This is a genomic window from Pandoraea sp. 64-18 (assembly GCF_001899225.1).
Classification (GTDB): domain Bacteria; phylum Pseudomonadota; class Gammaproteobacteria; order Burkholderiales; family Burkholderiaceae; genus Pandoraea; species Pandoraea cepalis.
Genome location: NZ_MKVU01000002.1, coordinates 1 through 16666, shown reverse-complemented (window position 1 = coordinate 16666; position 16666 = coordinate 1). Strand labels below are relative to the sequence as shown.

General features: G+C 58.6%; 19 protein-coding genes and 1 pseudogene. 4 read left to right on the top strand and 16 right to left on the bottom strand.

Going from position 1 to position 16666, the window contains the following annotated elements:
• The first annotated feature begins 120 nt into the window (after positions 1–120).
• Positions 121–1614, top strand: coding sequence for an IS91-like element ISCR2 family transposase (locus BGP02_RS00690; protein WP_001120888.1), 1494 nt, complete (start codon positions 121–123; stop codon positions 1612–1614).
• A gap of 235 nt (positions 1615–1849) precedes the next feature.
• Here BGP02_RS00690 and glmM read toward each other — a convergent pair.
• From glmM to BGP02_RS00645, 9 genes and pseudogenes are all read right to left on the bottom strand, one after another.
• Positions 1850–2092: pseudogene (gene glmM, locus BGP02_RS00685) on the bottom strand (phosphoglucosamine mutase); the annotation flags it as partial.
• A gap of 86 nt (positions 2093–2178) precedes the next feature.
• Positions 2179–2994, bottom strand: coding sequence for a sulfonamide-resistant dihydropteroate synthase Sul2 (gene sul2, locus BGP02_RS00680; protein ID WP_001043260.1), 816 nt, complete (start codon positions 2992–2994; stop codon positions 2179–2181).
• Positions 2995–3319: 325 nt separating this feature from the next.
• Positions 3320–4225 (bottom strand): DNA-binding protein, encoded by a 906-nt coding sequence (locus BGP02_RS00675; protein WP_033472345.1) that lies wholly within the window; start codon positions 4223–4225, stop codon positions 3320–3322.
• 400 nt (positions 4226–4625) lie between these two features.
• The gene (locus tag BGP02_RS00670; RefSeq protein ID WP_080699517.1) at positions 4626–4949 is read right to left on the bottom strand and encodes a hypothetical protein; all 324 of its coding nucleotides are present in this window, start codon (positions 4947–4949) and stop codon (positions 4626–4628) included.
• A 153-nt stretch (positions 4950–5102) separates the two neighbouring features.
• Positions 5103–6569 (bottom strand): helix-turn-helix domain-containing protein, encoded by a 1467-nt coding sequence (locus BGP02_RS00665; protein WP_050450990.1) that lies wholly within the window; start codon positions 6567–6569, stop codon positions 5103–5105.
• Positions 6570–6760: 191 nt separating this feature from the next.
• A complete protein-coding gene (parC, locus tag BGP02_RS00660; RefSeq protein WP_080699512.1) occupies positions 6761–7084 on the bottom strand; it encodes a ParC family partition-associated protein in 324 nt (107 codons plus the stop codon).
• A 94-nt stretch (positions 7085–7178) separates the two neighbouring features.
• Positions 7179–7523 (bottom strand): hypothetical protein, encoded by a 345-nt coding sequence (locus tag BGP02_RS00655; protein WP_080699513.1) that lies wholly within the window; start codon positions 7521–7523, stop codon positions 7179–7181.
• A complete protein-coding gene (locus tag BGP02_RS00650) occupies positions 7516–8148 on the bottom strand; it encodes a nucleotide-binding protein (protein ID WP_032491658.1) in 633 nt (210 codons plus the stop codon). Before BGP02_RS00650 ends, BGP02_RS00655 begins: the two co-directional genes overlap by 8 nt.
• Before the next feature lie 88 nt (positions 8149–8236).
• On the bottom strand, positions 8237–9124 hold the full coding sequence (locus BGP02_RS00645; RefSeq protein ID WP_032491657.1) for a recombinase family protein: 888 nt from the start codon (positions 9122–9124) through the stop codon (positions 8237–8239).
• A gap of 190 nt (positions 9125–9314) precedes the next feature.
• Between BGP02_RS00645 and BGP02_RS00640 the strand changes: the two genes are divergently transcribed.
• Positions 9315–9608, top strand: a complete 294-nt coding sequence (locus BGP02_RS00640) for a CopG family ribbon-helix-helix protein (RefSeq protein WP_033472325.1) — start codon at positions 9315–9317, stop codon at positions 9606–9608.
• The gene (locus BGP02_RS00635) at positions 9605–10003 is read left to right on the top strand and encodes a type II toxin-antitoxin system RelE/ParE family toxin (RefSeq protein ID WP_080699514.1); all 399 of its coding nucleotides are present in this window, start codon (positions 9605–9607) and stop codon (positions 10001–10003) included. Before BGP02_RS00640 ends, BGP02_RS00635 begins: the two co-directional genes overlap by 4 nt.
• Positions 10004–10043: 40 nt before the next feature.
• Here the strand turns inward: BGP02_RS00635 and BGP02_RS00630 are convergent, their stop codons facing one another.
• From BGP02_RS00630 to traJ, 7 genes are all read right to left on the bottom strand, one after another.
• Positions 10044–10241: a hypothetical protein gene (locus BGP02_RS00630; RefSeq protein ID WP_033472328.1), complete on the bottom strand. Its 198-nt coding sequence runs from the start codon at positions 10239–10241 to the stop codon at positions 10044–10046.
• Between the two features lie 3 nt (positions 10242–10244).
• Entirely contained in the window at positions 10245–10487 is a 243-nt protein-coding gene (locus BGP02_RS00625) for a type I toxin-antitoxin system ptaRNA1 family toxin (protein ID WP_033472331.1), read from the bottom strand.
• Positions 10488–10804: 317 nt separating this feature from the next.
• Positions 10805–12211, bottom strand: coding sequence for a P-type conjugative transfer protein TrbL (trbL, locus tag BGP02_RS00620; RefSeq protein WP_033472334.1), 1407 nt, complete (start codon positions 12209–12211; stop codon positions 10805–10807).
• A 153-nt stretch (positions 12212–12364) separates the two neighbouring features.
• Positions 12365–13153 (bottom strand): P-type conjugative transfer protein TrbJ, encoded by a 789-nt coding sequence (gene trbJ, locus BGP02_RS00615; protein WP_033472337.1) that lies wholly within the window; start codon positions 13151–13153, stop codon positions 12365–12367.
• Positions 13154–13357: 204 nt separating this feature from the next.
• The gene (locus tag BGP02_RS00610; RefSeq protein ID WP_080699516.1) at positions 13358–13540 is read right to left on the bottom strand and encodes a FitA-like ribbon-helix-helix domain-containing protein; all 183 of its coding nucleotides are present in this window, start codon (positions 13538–13540) and stop codon (positions 13358–13360) included.
• A 60-nt stretch (positions 13541–13600) separates the two neighbouring features.
• Positions 13601–15394: a TraI/MobA(P) family conjugative relaxase gene (gene traI, locus BGP02_RS00605; RefSeq protein WP_033472340.1), complete on the bottom strand. Its 1794-nt coding sequence runs from the start codon at positions 15392–15394 to the stop codon at positions 13601–13603.
• The gene (gene traJ / locus BGP02_RS00600; protein ID WP_033472343.1) at positions 15391–15765 is read right to left on the bottom strand and encodes a conjugal transfer transcriptional regulator TraJ; all 375 of its coding nucleotides are present in this window, start codon (positions 15763–15765) and stop codon (positions 15391–15393) included. Before traJ ends, traI begins: the two co-directional genes overlap by 4 nt.
• Before the next feature lie 329 nt (positions 15766–16094).
• Between traJ and BGP02_RS00595 the strand changes: the two genes are divergently transcribed.
• Positions 16095–16490, top strand: coding sequence for a TraK family protein (locus BGP02_RS00595; RefSeq protein ID WP_286797190.1), 396 nt, complete (start codon positions 16095–16097; stop codon positions 16488–16490).
• The last annotated feature ends 176 nt before the right edge of the window (positions 16491–16666 follow it).

Here is a 16666-nt window from a genome sequence, read left to right as displayed (position 1 = left end):
TGGGAGTGACGGGCACTGGCTGGCAATGTCTAGCAACGGCAGGCATTTCGGCTGAGGGTAAAAGAACTTTCCGCTAAGCGATAGACTGTATGTAAACACAGTATTGCAAGGACGCGGAACATGCCTCATGTGGCGGCCAGGACGGCCAGCCGGGATCGGGATACTGGTCGTTACCAGAGCCACCGACCCGAGCAAACCCTTCTCTATCAGATCGTTGACGAGTATTACCCGGCATTCGCTGCGCTTATGGCAGAGCAGGGAAAGGAATTGCCGGGCTATGTGCAACGGGAATTTGAAGAATTTCTCCAATGCGGGCGGCTGGAGCATGGCTTTCTACGGGTTCGCTGCGAGTCTTGCCACGCCGAGCACCTGGTCGCTTTCAGCTGTAAGCGTCGCGGTTTCTGCCCGAGCTGTGGGGCGCGGCGGATGGCCGAAAGTGCCGCCTTGCTGGTTGATGAAGTACTGCCTGAACAACCCATGCGTCAGTGGGTGTTGAGCTTCCCGTTTCAGCTGCGTTTCCTGTTTGCCAGCCGGCCCGAGATCATGGGGTGGGTGCTGGGCATCGTTTACCGCGTCATTGCCACGCACCTGGTCAAGAAAGCGGGCCATACCCACCAAGTGGCCAAGACGGGCGCGGTCACCCTGATCCAGCGTTTTGGATCGGCGCTCAATCTGAATGTTCACTTCCACATGCTGTTTCTCGACGGTGTGTATGTCGAGCAATCCCACGGCTCAGCGCGTTTCCGCTGGGTCAAGGCGCCGACCAGCCCAGAGCTCACCCAGCTGACGCACACCATCGCCCACCGGGTGGGTCGCTATCTGGAACGGCAAGGCCTGCTGGAACGGGATGTCGAAAACAGCTATCTGGCCTCGGATGCGGTGGATGACGACCCGATGACACCCCTGCTGGGGCACTCGATCACTTACCGTATCGCTGTCGGTTCACAGGCGGGGCGAAAGGTGTTCACTTTGCAAACTCTGCCGACCAGTGGTGATCCGTTCGGTGACGGGATTGGCAAGGTAGCCGGGTCCAGCCTGCACGCCGGCGTGGCGGCCAGGGCCGATGAACGCAAGAAGCTCGAACGGCTGTGCCGGTACATCAGCCGCCCGGCGGTATCCGAGAAGCGGCTGTCGTTAACACGAGGCGGCAACGTGCGCTACCAGCTCAAGACGCCGTACCGGGACGGCACCACGCACGTCATTTTCGAACCATTGGATTTCATTGCAAGGCTGGCCGCCCTGGTACCGAAGCCCAGAGTCAACCTAACCCGCTTCCACGGGGTGTTCGCACCCAACAGTCGGCACCGGGCGTTGGTCACGCCGGCAAAACGGGGCAGGGGCAACAAGGTCAGGGTGGCTGATGAACCGGCAACACCAGCACAACGGCGAGCGTCGATGACATGGGCGCAACGGCTCAAGCGTGTTTTCAATATCGACATCGAGACCTGCAGCGGCTGCGGCGGCGCCATGAAAGTCATCGCCTGCATTGAAGACCCTATAGTGATCAAGCAGATCCTTGATCACCTGAAGCACAAAGCCGAAACCAGCGGGACCAGGGCGTTACCCGAAAGCCGGGCGCCACCGGCTGAGCTGCTCCTGGGTCTGTTTGACTGACGAGCCTGAAGGCCAACGATACCAATCAAAATGCTGCGTTCACAGCGCCGCGGCAGGGATCCGCCGTGCTGGTTGTCGGAAAAGGAGCCGCTAGTGGGAAAGAGGAGGGTAAATTTTCAGCGTTGCTGGCTCCCCGTCAGCCGGATTGGGTTGCATCGCAGGGGTGTCGAAAGAGTCAACTGCGGTCCAAAGCTGTTGGACTTGGGTGAAAAGGGCGTTTATTCTTCCTATACGTTGTCGGCAGCGGGCCAAAAAGGAATACGTCCATGCCCATCGAGGTGAAACCGGCTGTGAGCGCGGGTTCAAGCATATAGCCCGACAGGCGCGTATCCTTGCCGATCACGACACGATGGCGGTGGTCACCGCGACGAAAGACACGGCCAGCCGCCATGCCGACGCGCAAGGCGGTTTCCGCCGTCATCGCGCCTTCGTTGGCTTTGCCACGAATACCGTCTGTGCCGAAATATTTGCGCACCATAAGGTCGATTATCCTGTCGTCGGGTCGCCCTCAAAGGGGACATGCCTGCTGAACCGCGAATATAGAGAAATATCCCGAATGTGCAGTTAACGAATTCTTGCGGTTTCTTTCAGCGCCGCCAATACCGCCAGCCCGTCGCGCAAGGGGCGCGGCTCGTGTGTGCGGATGAAGTCAGCTCCACCTGCGGCGGCGGCAAGCTCTGCAGCGAGTGTCGCGGCCCCGACATCCCCCGGACCACGGCCTGTGAGCGCGCGCAGAAAGGATTTGCGCGAAACAGACAGAAGCACCGGCAAATCGAAGCGCAGCCGCAATTCATCGAACCGCGCCAGCACCGAGAGCGAGGTTTCGGGAGCAGCCCCCAGAAAAAACCCCATGCCGGGATCAAGGACAAGGCGGTTGCGTTTGATACCGGCACCCGTCAGCGCCGCGATGCGCGCGTCAAAGAACGCCGCAATGTGATCCATGATGTCGCCAGCGGGTGCCTCGCGCCGATCTGCCTGCCCGTCTTGCACCGAATGCATAACGACGAGTTTGGCAGATGATTTCGCCAATTGCGGATAGAACGCAGCGTCTGGAAAACCGCGAATATCATTGAGATAGGCCACACCACGCGACAAGGCATAGGCTTGCGTCGCGGGTTGATAACTGTCGAGCGAGACGGGAATGCCATCTGCCTTGAGCGCGTCCAGCACCGGCGCGATACGCGCGATTTCTGTGTCGGACGAAACAGGCGCGGCGTCGGGATTGCTGGATGCCGGACCGAGGTCGATCACATCTGCCCCCTCGGCCATCAGCTTACGCGCCTGCGCAATGGCTGCGTCTGGCGCCAGATACCGGCCTCCATCGGAGAAACTGTCCGAGGTTATGTTGACGATGCCGAAAATGATGAGCGATTTATTCATGGGGGCTTCTATAATAATAATAATCGAGCATGAGTCTCATACGGATGCTCGGGTCGAAAGGGAATCCCCAGGCGAGTAACCTGTTTGCGGTGATCCATTAGCTGCAGGAGCAGAAGAGCATACATCTGGAAGCAAAGCCAGGAAAGCGGCCTATGGAGCTGTGCGGCAGCGCTCAGTAGGCAATTTTTCAAAATATTGTTAAGCCTTTTCTGAGCATGGTATTTTTCATGGTATTACCAATTAGCAGGAAAATAAGCCATTGAATATAAAAGATAAAAATGTCTTGTTTACAATAGAGGGGCAACCGCTCGGGATGTTGACCATTTCAGCCCTCGGCCTTGGGCTGCTTTCTCGCCCTGGTCGCTGCTTTCGCCGCCACCTCAAACCGCTCCAGCATTTCCTTATAGGTCGCCGTCGCTCCATTGAGCCGGGCCACTTCTTCGCGCAACTCTGACGCCTGCTGCTTCGCTTCCAACAGCTCGGCCCGGCCCGCTTCAAGCTCTCGGGTCACGTCCTTTTGACGCGCCACCGCACCGGCCAGGTCGGCGTCCAATTGTCGATTCTTCGCACTGACCTGGGCCGCCTCATCACGCGCCTTGCCCAGCTCGACAAAATACTTATCTGACGTTTTCTGCTGCTCGGCCAGCGTCGCCCGCGCCTGGTCTGCATCAGCATGTGCCCGGTCAAGTTCGGCCCGCAGATCGTTGGCCCGGCGTTCGATTTCGTCCGCCTTGGCTTCGGCCCTCTCGGCCCGCATAACAGCCTGGGACAGCTCTGCCCTGGTCGTGGCCAGCTCGGCATGAACCTGGTCGGTAGCGGCGTTTGCCCGCTCAAGACCAGCCCGCACCTCGTCAAGTTCGGTTGCCTGCGATTCATAAGCGTCGGCCAGCTCCGCCCGCATGGCATCCAGCTCGACCCGCTCGGTTTCCCATGCCGCCTGTGCAGCCTGTAGCGATTCGTTTGCCAGCTCCTGCGCCTGCTGCCACAACGCGGCCAGGGCAACAGCGTTTGCCTGGGTAATGGTTTCCGGCACGGCAACAGCCACCGGAACCGCCTGGGCGGTCTGCGCCCGTCGCCACTCGCGCATTACCGCGCTGGTTGTATTCATGTCTGCCCGCGCTGCCCTGCGCACGGCGTCAACGGTCGGGAACGCCTCGCGCCCGGCGTCCTCGAACAGCTCATTTGCAACGGCGGTGATGCGGTCGCGGATTTCGGCGGGTATCTGGCTCATGGTCGGGGACTCCTGCTGACTCGGTAAGAATAATAATAATATTACTCTTATTCTTATTATTATGCAAGGCGTTATTAACCTCTCGTCGGAATCAGCCGCCGCCTGGAGCGCCCGGCCACCACGCGGCCCAGCCGGGTGCCCCCTGCCCTTCCTTCCCTCTTGGCGTTCAACCTTTCGGGACTTGGCCAGCAGCGACGATGTTCTGGTATTGGGGATGAGTTAGCAGCTAGATGATAGATAGCGGCTAGATAGCGGCTATCTTGAAAGGCGGGAGAGCGTCTACAAGGGCTGTAGACGCTTTTTCAGGAGCAGGACATGCCAATGCATTGGCACGGTCGAGAACGTCGCCCCTGCGCGATTCTAGAGGGCCGTTTTTACGCATGAACCACCAACCACACCTTTAGCGGCTAAATTTTGAACAATTCGACTGGAACCGCTTCACCGCCGTCACAAAGTCCAGGCGCAACAGGTACATGGCCAGATCGACCGCACCGCCGCCGCCCTTCTCTGCCCTGGTGTCGTACCACTTCGGGCCAGTAGCCAGCAGCTCTACACCACCACCGCCCAGGGCGACATTCAGCCGGACGGTCGATTTATCCTTCACCGGCACAAAGTCGGGATCATGCTTCCAGTACAGCCCCAAGGCATCGAGCGCGGCCACCACCGGCATCACGCGCAGTTCTTCCAGCAATTCAGGCGGGAATGATTTTTTTGTTCTGGCCATACAAACACCTTCCAGGCTTCGCCATTAGTAATAGGGGAGGGACTTGTCTCACTGGCAAAACTCCGTGCCGTTCCGGCACTGCGCGGGGCATGGATAACTTGCAAGCAAGTTACCCACCCCCCTTGCGGCTACTCGCATTTATTCAATGCCGGGCTACTCAAAAGCAGGCCCTACGGGCCGGGCGTAGGCTTCGCCATTAGTAATAGGGGAGGGACTTTGAACACCCGACTTTTCCATGACTGCCCCTGTAATAGGGGAGCCACTTTGAACACTGGCCCCAGCCTTCAGATAGCCAGAGACCGAGCCAACGGAAACCCCCATTTGCGCTGCAATCGCCCTGACACTCAAGCCTTGTTCCCTGAGCGCCTGTGCTTGCGCCTGCTTGGTGTTGGCCGCTTCCAGATACGTTTCCCTATCCACCGCACCAGCGGCCCGCCTACGGGCCGTGTCGCGCTCTCTGTCGCGCTCCCTGCGCCGCTCGGCGGCCATATCTCGGCTGATGATGGTTCGCAGCTCGCACTGTTCCTGGTCGGTGATCTGAAACAGGTTGATGAGCGTGTCATTGCGCGGGGTGTACAGCGGGGCGTATTCCTTGCCACCGAACGTGATTTTCTCGCCGGCCTCGTAGGCTTTCGCCTTGGAGTACAACGTCATCAGCTCTTTGCTGTTCTGCTGCCAGTCGGGGGCCAGTTCGCGGGCCAGGGCTTTTGCTTCGTGGTACATCTGCCCGCTGTGGGTCGCACCGGACAACAGCAGGAAGTTCAGACGCCAGAAAAGGTGCTGCATACGCTCGCCTTCCTGGACGCCGCCGCGCAGGGTGGCCAACTTGCGTAGATCCTCCAGGCGGTGCCAGGCCAATTGCCGGCCGCTGAATCCGCGTAGGTTGTCGGTCTTGGTACCAGGCAACAGCTTGAGCTGCTGCCGGCGCTCGGCGCGGGCCTCGCGCTGCTGCTCGATCTCCCAGCGGGCCACCGGCAAGAGCATTTCGGCCAGGTACTCGAAGCCATACCGCACCGGCTGGCCATCGGCCCCGGTTTCGACGTGCACAACGCGGCATATTTCACCGCTTTTGGTGTTGACCGTATCAACCAGGCGTAGCACTCGGCTGGCGTCCTTGGCCGCCACGTCGGCCCCTATGGCCATCAGGCGGTCTATCAGGTACTTCTGGCAAGCATTCCACCTGGGCAACGCCTGGCGCGGCACAGGTCGATCCAGGAGCCACTTGGCCTGTATCCCTCGCCCGCTGAAAATCAGCAGCGAGGGCGTCGGGATGCCCTCCTGGGCGCAGTGATACAAAACGGATGCTGCCAGTTGCTCCGGCGTCCTGCCAGTAGCCCACGGCTGCCGGTAGGTATCCAGGTCGGCAAACATCAGGCCGATACGGGCAAGGTTCACCACGCGCCGGTTAGGCCGGATGAACTCGGCCTGCGTTAGCCAGGTGTCGCGGGTCTTGTCGATCAGCTCCAAGACGGTCGGCATCTCGACCAGGCGGTGTGATGACTGCCGCTTGTCGCCGTGTACATCGACCAGAATGGAGAAAAAGCCGGAACGGCCGGGATCGTGGTATGCCCTGGCCTCTTCGGCCCGGTCAAATAATGATAGTTGTGCTACAGCCGCCATGTGGCCCCTTTCAGCCTGCGCGAATCCGCGCAAAGGCTTGTCAAAGCAGGAGCAAGGCCGTAGAATGAAGTTTAGCTAAACCGTTCGTACTACTTCGTTCTTCGTTCTACGGCGGTCGTGTCAATAACTCGCCAAAGTTGTTGACCCGTATTCCTGCAAAGCCCCGTCGCCAAAACGGGGCTTTTGCTTTTCTAAGGCTCGCCTCTGGTGCCATCCAGCAACTCGCCGCCTCTACTGCGAAACAGTGTTCGCGGCGTCCAACCGGTCAATTCCGCATCGAACTGGTAGATGCCGTGCTGTATCAGCACTGACGCTGCTCCATCCACCGTGCGGAAGTAACGGGCACCGCCCCGATACTGTCCCAAAATGCGGTTCTCTTCGCCAATCCGCAACACCAGGACTAGCAAGCCCTTGTCTTTTGCCAGGCGAACAGTCGCACCTTTCACGCCACCAATCAAAAGCACCTCTTTGAATGCAGTCGGATTGATGACATCTTTAGCCTCAAACGTAATCATGCCTCACCTCTGCCGCGCTGTCCAGCAATAGCAAACAATGCAGTTATCAAAATTCAATCTAGCAGCTATCTTTTATCTAGCCGCTACCTATCATCTAGCTGCTAGATTTTGAATCGTACAAATCCAGTGCCTTTTCCAGCACCTCAACCAGCATCACGCCTTCACGTTTGGCAATCGCTCTAATACGGGCATCCCATTCAGGAGTAACCCGCGTGGCGAACTGAACGGTTCGGTTTGTCTTGCGTGTTGAGCGGCCATCAACCTTGTCGGTAACGGCCATCTTCGGCAGCCTCGCCGGTGCCGGCGCTTGTTCCGGCACCGGCGCAACTGGCGCAACCTCCGGTGCGGCCAGGTTGTCGCTGGCCTCTTCCAATGTCGGCGGTGCCCCCAGCTCGGCGCGCCGCCCTCTCAATTTTTTCAGCTTTGATACATCAGCCATGAGTCACCCGGTCTATCAGTGATTGAATGAGTGTGTCGGCCCGCTCATTCAGCCCGGCAAAGCGGGTTTCTGTGACGCTGTGGCCTGTGTTTTGCGCCTGTCGGTAAGCGGGTCGGTCGCGCAAGCTGCCATCCAGTACCGTGTACCCGGCCTGCTGCAAGTAAACCCGCGCTGCGACTTCCTCCGCTGGCGTGCCGATCCGGTTCAGGGCAAACGCCAGGCGCTCACCTGGAACACCTGCCTTGGTCAGCGCGTGAAACTCCCGCACCGCCGGAATCAGGTCATCCCTTGAAGCGCCGGACGGCTGCACCACCAGGTCAGCAGCGCGGGCTATATCCAGCGTGGCCGAACTGGTACGCGCCGGCCCGTCGATGATGAGCAGGTCATATCCTTGTGCGGCTTCCAACGCCTGGGCAGCAGTAGCAAACGCCTCTGCCGACACAACCGGCTCGATGCCCTGGGACAACCGCAGCCGGTGCCAATCGACGGACGTGCCTTGCTGGGTGTCCAGGTCGGCAATCTTCACGCGCAAGCCGCCGGCGGCCGCTTCGCGGGCAAGGGCGCGGGCCAGGGTTGATTTCCCTACACCGCCCTTCTGTGAAACAAACGCGACTATGGCCGCCATGACTTTTCTCCATCTGCTTTGGATGGATGAATTATAAGATAGCAGCTAGATAAAAGATAGCTGCTATCTACTATCTAGCAGGTAAATACTATCTAGCTGCTAGATTTGTGCGTCGTTCCCGCTCCTGGTCGGCCATCTCGCCGGGCCATCTCGCCAGCTCGTCATCGGTGAGGCCCGCCAGGATTTGCGGCAGGCTCTGCGTTCGATACGGCGGCGGCGGAAGATCGTCTGACGGGCCGCTCTCATTATCAAAAAACGGCATTTCCTCTTGGCGTTCATCCGCCTGGTCGCCGCCGGCGGCCAGGGCATCAGTCTCTGTCAAAGCGTCCTCCAGGAAAGCGCCGCGCTGCTTGGCTTCGGCTGCCGTGACTTCCTCGCTACGTTCCAGGGCGCGGTATATCGTCGAGCGATGCACACCGAACAGCTCGGCCACCTCCTTGACCTGTCGGCCTTCCTGCTCGATCAGTTCGCGGGCATGTTCAATCTGTGCCGGGGTGAGGGTAGGCCGTGGGCCAAACTTCACGCCTCGGGCTTTGGCCGCTTCACGGCCTTCCCTGGTTCGATCCAGTATCAAGCACCGCTCGAACTCCGCAATACCGGCAAAGATGGTCAACACCATGCGGCCCGCTGGGGTCGTCGTGTCGGCCCACGGCTCGGCTAAACTGCGAAGCCCTGCGCCGGCCTCCTGGATGCGGGCGGCAATATCCAGCAGGTCGCGTGTACTGCGGGCCAGGCGGTCAAGCCGGGTCACGGTGACAACATCGCCAGGCCGCAAGTGATCGAGTAACCGGGCCAGCTCGGGCCGGTCGCGCCGCGCCCCGGTAACTTTCTCGGCATAGATACGGGTGCAGCCTGCGGCGTGCAGATCGGCCCGCTGGTTGGTTAAGTCCTGTTCGTCTGTACTGACGCGGGCATAGCCCAGCAGCAAGCGGCCTGTCATCAGGTCAAAGGTGCCGGGGTCGTTCTGGTGTCTCATGGTCGTGTCTCCGGTTCTATTGCAACCACCGGGCATTGCGCGACTAGAACATGGAACACGACAACGCCAGGGAAAGCGGGGAAAACCATAGTGTTGCATAACTTAGGACTTATGCGACAAACAAGACAGTTTCAGCGCGGCTTGTTTCGTGTTATATTGCACTATGTTTGTAACACAAGAGGGCCGCGACATGAGCGAAGCCACCTTTACCTTTCGGGTCGATGAATCCCTGAAAACAGAATTCTCCACGGCCGCCAAGGCCCGCGACCGCAGCAGCGCCCAGCTTCTACGCGACTTCATGCGCGACTTCGTGCGACAGCAAGAGGAAGCGGCCGCGCATGACGCCTGGTTCCGTCGCCAGGTACAAATCGGCCTGGACTCGGCCAATGCCGGCGACGTAATCCCGGCGGCCGAAGTGGAAGCCGAAGCCGAAGCCTGGCGGGCTGAAACGCGCCGGAAGATGGCCAGCGTTACTACATCGTGAAGCTGGTATGGACACGGCCAGCACACGCTGACAGGAAGAAAATACGCGAGTACATCGCGCAGCACGCGCCGGCGGCCGCGTTGGCCCTCGATGAGCTGTTTTCAGAAAAAGCCGACCTGCTGCTCAATCATCCCGGCCTGGGTAGGACTGGCCGGGTGCCTGGCACCCGCGAGCTCGTGGCACACCGGAATTACATCCTGGTGTATGACACGGCCGGCAACGTGGTGCGTATTCTGCGAGTGCTACACACGTCCAGGCAGTGGCCACCACGCTACACAATGGGCGAACTTCTGGAAGGGGTCGAGGCCTCCGGCGCGTACCCATTACCACCGGAAGAACGCGAATGGGTCGATGCCCCACCAGTCGGGCGAGAATGGCCTAACGACGAAGAGTAGAAAGGCGGCCAATGGCCGCCTTTCTCATTTACTCAAAAGCTCATTTACTCAAAGCATCAAGCAACACCGGCAACCCATAGACCCCAATCACCACCCCGATTTGGATAGACAGAAAGTGGATCACCAACTGCTTGCGTGTTGTCGTTATGCTCTGGTTCCAGAATGACACTTTTCCTGCTTTGATGGTTTGCCGCCGCTTGTAGTCCTCGCGGTACCAGTCTCGATCTTCCATCCCCATCTGTTACCCCTCCCTCATAGCCCTGGGCAACACCTGCTGCAACGTATTCATGGCTTCCTGAAAATCTGCCGGCGTAGCGCGTCCGGTTTCTGCCTGGTAGTAGACCACCATGAAAACATTGGCCACCGCCTCGGCCATCGGCCCGATCTGCTGCGCGGCGGCCTGGTCGATGAACTCCAGGGAAGCAAGAATGCTGGCCGCCTGGTGCACTACTTGCCCGGCTTCGATAAGATGTTGTGTTGTCATGATTCACCTCTCCAATAGGTGTTGATTGAAAGTGCCGGGCTGGCCACAACCAGCCCGGTGCGCCTCACAAATACAGCCCTGCTGCTTCTGCAAATGGGGATCTACCATTGCCCGCACCCTGGTAGTGCTTTGTCTCCGTTGGCCTGGCTGGCTCAAGCTCCCGCGTCGGCTCAGGACGCGACACAAAAGCGGCTGTTTCTGCCTCTCGATCAACTTCGGCCGTTTGATCACCCAAGGGTGAAACGAACTCCGGCACTTCTACCCTTGGCGTTTCATCCAGGGCCGCTATAGCGGCCAGATATGGCTTTTCCATCGTCTTAACCCCTATCGTATTTGTCGGAAGTGCCGGCATCACCGCCAAGGCTGTTGCCCTCAAATTGCTGGCCGCCGGCGCTCTGCTCTGTGCTGCCTTCTGGCTCCATGCTGGCACGGATGCCAGCGGCCAGTTTTCCGCCGGTTGTCTCTGCTACCCTCTCCTGGAACCCTTGCTGCATTTGAGAACCGACCCCCTTGGCCAGCTCGGATGCAGTACCAGCGGCCAGCTTCGCCGCCCTGGCAAACCCGCCACCGCTTGAGCTGCTGCCGCTGTCACTAAAGCCTGCGGCCTGGGCAAACGGCGAACTGCCAGCCGTACCCGCTTCACCACCACCGCTGCTGCCGTTGACGATTGACCCCATGCTGGGCATGTCACCGCCGGCCTCCATAGCCGCTGATGCTTTCTGGAATGCTGCCTGGATAGCGGATGCGCCGCCCGCAGCGCCGGCCGCCGCGCCCATCGTTGCTTTTGCTGCAAGGGCTGCGCCGCCAGTGGCCATGCCAGCCGCAGCCATACCCGCACCCATGATGGCACCAGCACCAAAAGAACTACCGGCACTTGCGGCTGCGCCACCGCCAGGAATCAAGCCTGCAATGACGTTCGGTATGGTGTTTACCAAGATGACCAGGACAAGCGACACAACAAAGATGATTAGCAACTCTTTCATTGGCGCTTTATCGGCAAGGTCAGCGTGATAACCGTCAATGATGGATACAGCGATACCAACCAGCAGGGTCATAGTCATTAACTTGAGTGCAATTCCGGCAACACTTCGGAAGTAGTTAATGGCAATGTCGGAAGTCCAACGCGACCCACCAAAGCCCAAGACAAAAACACCAGCATAAGCAAGCACCCAGGCGGTAACGAGGGCCAGCAACACGTTAGCCGCAACCACGGCCATACACGCCAAAATGGCCAAAGTAGTCAAAAATATAGATAGGTTGTCGATTGGACTGGTTACGCTATACGACTTAGCTGCTTTAGCAATAATGTCAAAAGCGATAGAGATCGGCGTTGACGGGTTTAACTCCCTTGGAAGCCCAGCGGCTTCCGCGCCAATCGTCCGCAATGAGTTGATAATATCCATTGCGAAATTTGGGCCGTTGATGAGCAGCCACCAGAAAAAGCCGGTGAAGATCGTGAACCGGACGAACTCCGCGAAGAACTCGCCAATGTCGGCCTTGCGTAAGGCCATCATGCCGAACGTCCAGACCATCGAAATCACAACCAGCGTCCAGAACAGCCAGGTTGCATACTCTGTTATTTTGGCTCCCCAAGTCGAGCTTTCGTTCAAAAAACGAGTTCCTACGTCATTTAAAACACCACTCGTTTCAAGTGCCGCCGATGCCGTTTGAGAAAGCATAACAAGCACCAATAAAATACCTAATCGAACAAATAAGTTTTTCATCTTAGAACTCCTTATCCTTCGAGCGGTCGGTAGGCTCCTGCAAACTTTTATAGATTTCTGGCACTTCATCCTTCGGCTCTGGTTGATCGCAACCAGCCACCGTGCAACTGACAAAGACAACGAACAAGAGATTTTTAAATAGAGCTTTCATAGTCAAAACCCCTTGTCGTTTGAACGGTTAGTGGATTCTTCCAAACCTTTGAAAAGATACTCATGAGAGGCTTGTTCTATCGCTTGCCGATCAGCATCAGCCTGCATCTTGGCTCCTACGGCTGTTTGCTGTGCCATGAGAAGGCTACGAATCTGCAAGAGCTGGTTTGCCTGCTGGCTGGCGAGCTGGTTTGCATAGCCGATGGCTTGGAGCTGGCCTTGTGCGCCCTGGGCCGCACCCTGCAACCGCTCCAGGTTACGGGCATCGTTACGCAAGGCTTTCTCTTGATTTTCCAGCGTTTTGAACAGGGCATCATTGGCCACCTTCTGGCTTTCACTGGCTAGGCGGCGGTTTTCTTCCATCGCTGCCTTTTCGGCCGGCGTGCAACCGCCCGAACCGTTGAAGCACGGCGAGCTGCGGTAATAGGCCACGTCCTGGAACTTGCCCAGGTAGGAATCCAGGCTGCCAAGCTGGTTCTGGTAGTACGCCAGAGTATTTTGCGCCTCGATCAGTTTGCCGATCGTGGCCTGGGCCTGATCCCAGATATAGGCGGCCGGAGCCATCGTGTTCTGTAGCTGGTTTTCGTACTGCTGCAATTGGGTCTGGTATTGCTCGATTTGCTTGGCGGTCTGCGCGACGGCCTCCATCGCAGACATGATGTTCTGCACCAGGTTGCCACCGTCGATAACGGGGATACCGGCCTGAACGGGGGTGATGGTAGTGGTGATAAAGCCGGTTGCGAGCGCAACGGCAACAGCGGATTTAGCCGCTAAAAGGCGGACACGCTTCATGGTCGAGTACCTCGATGATGTGAGTTAGCTATTGCGGCTAATCTGTCCCATAACACTGTTACTGCTGGTTATGGGGTTGGGCCATCACGGGGCAGTTCGCCAAAATCTGCCAAGGTACCCGCCCACTTGCGACACCGTCACGCCAGGGCTTACGTTTTTTCTAAGGTCGGTGTGTGTCGTGCAACCCTGCACGAAATTACTGCTTTACTTCTTTGCTGGTTTCTCCAGGCCGACAGCTCGGCCCATTTTTTCCAAATCCAGCGGTTGAACTGCTGCGGTCAATATCTCGCGTATTTCCGCCTCGGTGCTCCGGTTGTTCAGCGCCGCTCGAACTTTCAGCGCCTGGTGCACCTCATCGGGTAAATTGCGAATGTTCAAATTTGCCATTCTCTTACCTTTTGGTGTACCTGCTACCAATGATAGCAAAAATACCGAAATGCACAAGCACTAACGGCTGCGCCCTTTGCGCTGCTTTGCCTTTTCCTTCTTGGCGTTCAGTTCCGCTTGCAGCTTGGCTTTACGGCGTTCCAGCTCACCCGGCGCAGGCGCTGGGGTAGGTGCGGGTTTCTGCGGTGTAACTGCTGCCGCTGCGCCCTCGATCTGCAACGCTTCGGCTTGAGACAAGGAACGCAAACGGCCCGCCCTGGCCACCGGCGGCGGCACCTTGCCGACACCGGGAACACCCGGCTTGTTGGTCACGCTGAAATTGTCTTGCAGCAGTGCCAGGCGGCGCTTTTCCAGGGCTGGATCAGCAAACGTAATGGGCAGCTTGCCATCCACGGCGGCCCGAATCGCCTGGGCCTTGAACTCGGTTGTACCGTTAACGGTGATACGGCTGCCGTACCGCTCTGCGGCCAGCCTCAAGGCTTCCTGAACGCCGGCGCGGTCGGTGCCGGTCGAGACTTGCAGCCGGTCGCCGTCATCCCTCACGGCACTGGCACCGGCCCGGTAAATGATCGTGCCCGTCTTGGTGATGTTGTCGATCACTGGCGCATGGCCAGGCTTCGCCTGACCTTGCCCTTTGACCGTGTTGCCCTTCAATCCCTGGGCGGCCTCTCTGGCCCGCAAGGCAGCCAGCGCCTCGCTGTTACCCTGGGTAGCCTCTTGCTTGAGCCAATCGGCCCACTGGCGGCGCTGGTGGCCCTGGTGCAGCCGTTCACGCTCTTTGGTGTATCCCTTGTATATCCCATCCAGTTCGGCGCGTAGCGTCGCACTGGTTTGTGAGTACAGCAGTTTTTTGGCCACCCGACCGCCACCGGCCAGCTTGATTGCTGCCCGCTTGGCGGCGGCCTTCTGTTTGGCAGCGACCACGGCCCGATCCTTACGCCGCTTCGCCGCGGCCAATGCTTCGGCCCTGGCGGCGGTCAAATTCTTCTGCTCATCCTTGTACCTGGCATAAAGCTCGGTGGTGTCAGCGCGTGACCGTACCGGCTTCTTTTGATACTGCCGCCTGGGCGGCTTCTCCTGCTGATCCGGTGACGCCTCAAAGGCTCCCAGCCGCTTTTCCAGGGCAGGCTTGGACAGATCGCGGGACAGGGTGCTGGGCTTGACCATCGTGCCGTCATCGGCCCGGATCACCAACCCGTTACCCCTTGGCGTAATCTCCAGGCCGTTATCACGCATGACCTGGTGCAGCTCCGTCCAGGACTGCGCGGCTTTAATGTCGTCCAGGCATTCGCGCTTGATCCAGCCCACCAGACTTTCCACGCCGGCATGGCGCTCCATGTCGGCGGCCCTCGATGCCGCCCCGCGCTGCTGCGGCCGGTGATTGTCTGCCTCCAGGCCATAGTCCCGTTCCAGCGTCTCGCACAAGTCGGCCAGCGCCAGGTGCGGATAGTACGGTTCGTGCATCGTGTGCCTGGTCGGGTGAATCTTGTTGATGGCAATGTGGATGTGCAGGTTGTCGGTGTCGTTATGCACGGCGCTGATACGCTGATGCTCACCAAACCCTAGCCCTTGGCAAATCCGTTCCTCTATCGCCTTCAAGGTGTCGGCATCGGGATTCTCGCCGGCGCGAAAACTGACAATCAGGTGATAGGTCTTATCGCCCTTGGCCCTGGTGTTCATGTGCTGGGTGGCCAGCACTTCGGTGATGGCATCGCGCACTGAATGCGCCTCGCAATTCGTGACCTGAACATGGCCCAGCCGGTGGTCTTTGCTCTGTGCGTCGGTGATGTATTTAGCCAGGTCGGCAAAGTCTGATTTGCCCAGGGAACGCATGGCAACATGCTTGGCAATCATGATGCTGCCCTGGGTCGCACAATAGATTCCATCAATCGGCTCATTTCGTCCTGGTTGGCCTCAATCCGGGCCAGCAGGCCCAAGACAGTTTCAGCGCTGAACCGGGCCGTTCGGGCATCGTCGGTCAGCCACAATTTCAGCAGACCACCGAGGCGGCCCAGGTCGCCATTGACCCGCACCAGCTCGCGCACGTTCTCGTAATCGGTCACGCCCTGGACGGCGTAACCCTGCCCCACGGCCAGCAAAAAAGCAGACGTACTCAAGCCAGCCGCTTGTGCGTTGGCCTCAATGGCGGCCCGCTCTTCCGGCAGGCAATACACCTTGATCGGCGTGCTGCTTTTTCTCGTTACCTTCTGCTCTGTCGCCTCCATCTTTGGCGTCCTCCTGGTTCTCTTATTCCGGCGTCCGCCGATGGCCCCGCAGGGCAGGATTCCCGTTGAGCGCCGCAGGTGCGAATAAGGGGAAGTGAAGAGGAACACCATGCTTGCATGGTGGGCCTACTTCACACATCCTGCCCGCTTCACCACCACTTTAACATCACTACCATTTACCGGCTATAACCCGTTTTATCGACAAACACAAGCCGATTCCACGCATAAGGCGTGCAATCTGGCTTTAGTCGCCTTACAATCGCTTTAATAGCGATAGAATCGGCATTAAATCGCGGATAAATCGACATATAAAAGGCGGTAGAATCGGCATGACTAAACGGCTTACAGAGCGCATTGCAGCGCAAATGCAGACCCAAAAGCCCACCCGTTCAGGACAGAATCGGGCGGCTTTCCTGGCCCAGCGCGACGACATCATAAAAGAGGCTTTGACCGATGGCTGGCCGGTAAAAGCCATCTGGAAAACGCTGCACGATGAAGGGAAAATCAGCTTCGGATATGATGCTTTTATCAGCTATGTGAACAGTCTGATTCGGTCGCCAGGCGAGCCTGAAAAGGCCACCGCAAGACCGCCGGCATCCTCCCAACCGGCCCCCAAGAAAGCCACCCCAGCGACACCCAAACCAGTACCATCAGCCAGCCATAAGCCGGGGGAGATTCCCAGCTTCAACTTCAACCCCAGCCCGAACAAAGCGGACTTGATTTGACGCCCCAAGGGGCGGATTGGACGCCAAGAGGGAAGGCATAGCCCGCCCCTCAAGTGTCAATGAACCCCTGGAAATCGACCCCGAAAACAGCCCCCTTCATAGAGGCGGCCTATTAACATTTGAGTGGGAGTGACGGGCACTGGCTGGCAATGTCTAGCAACGGCAGGCATTTCGGC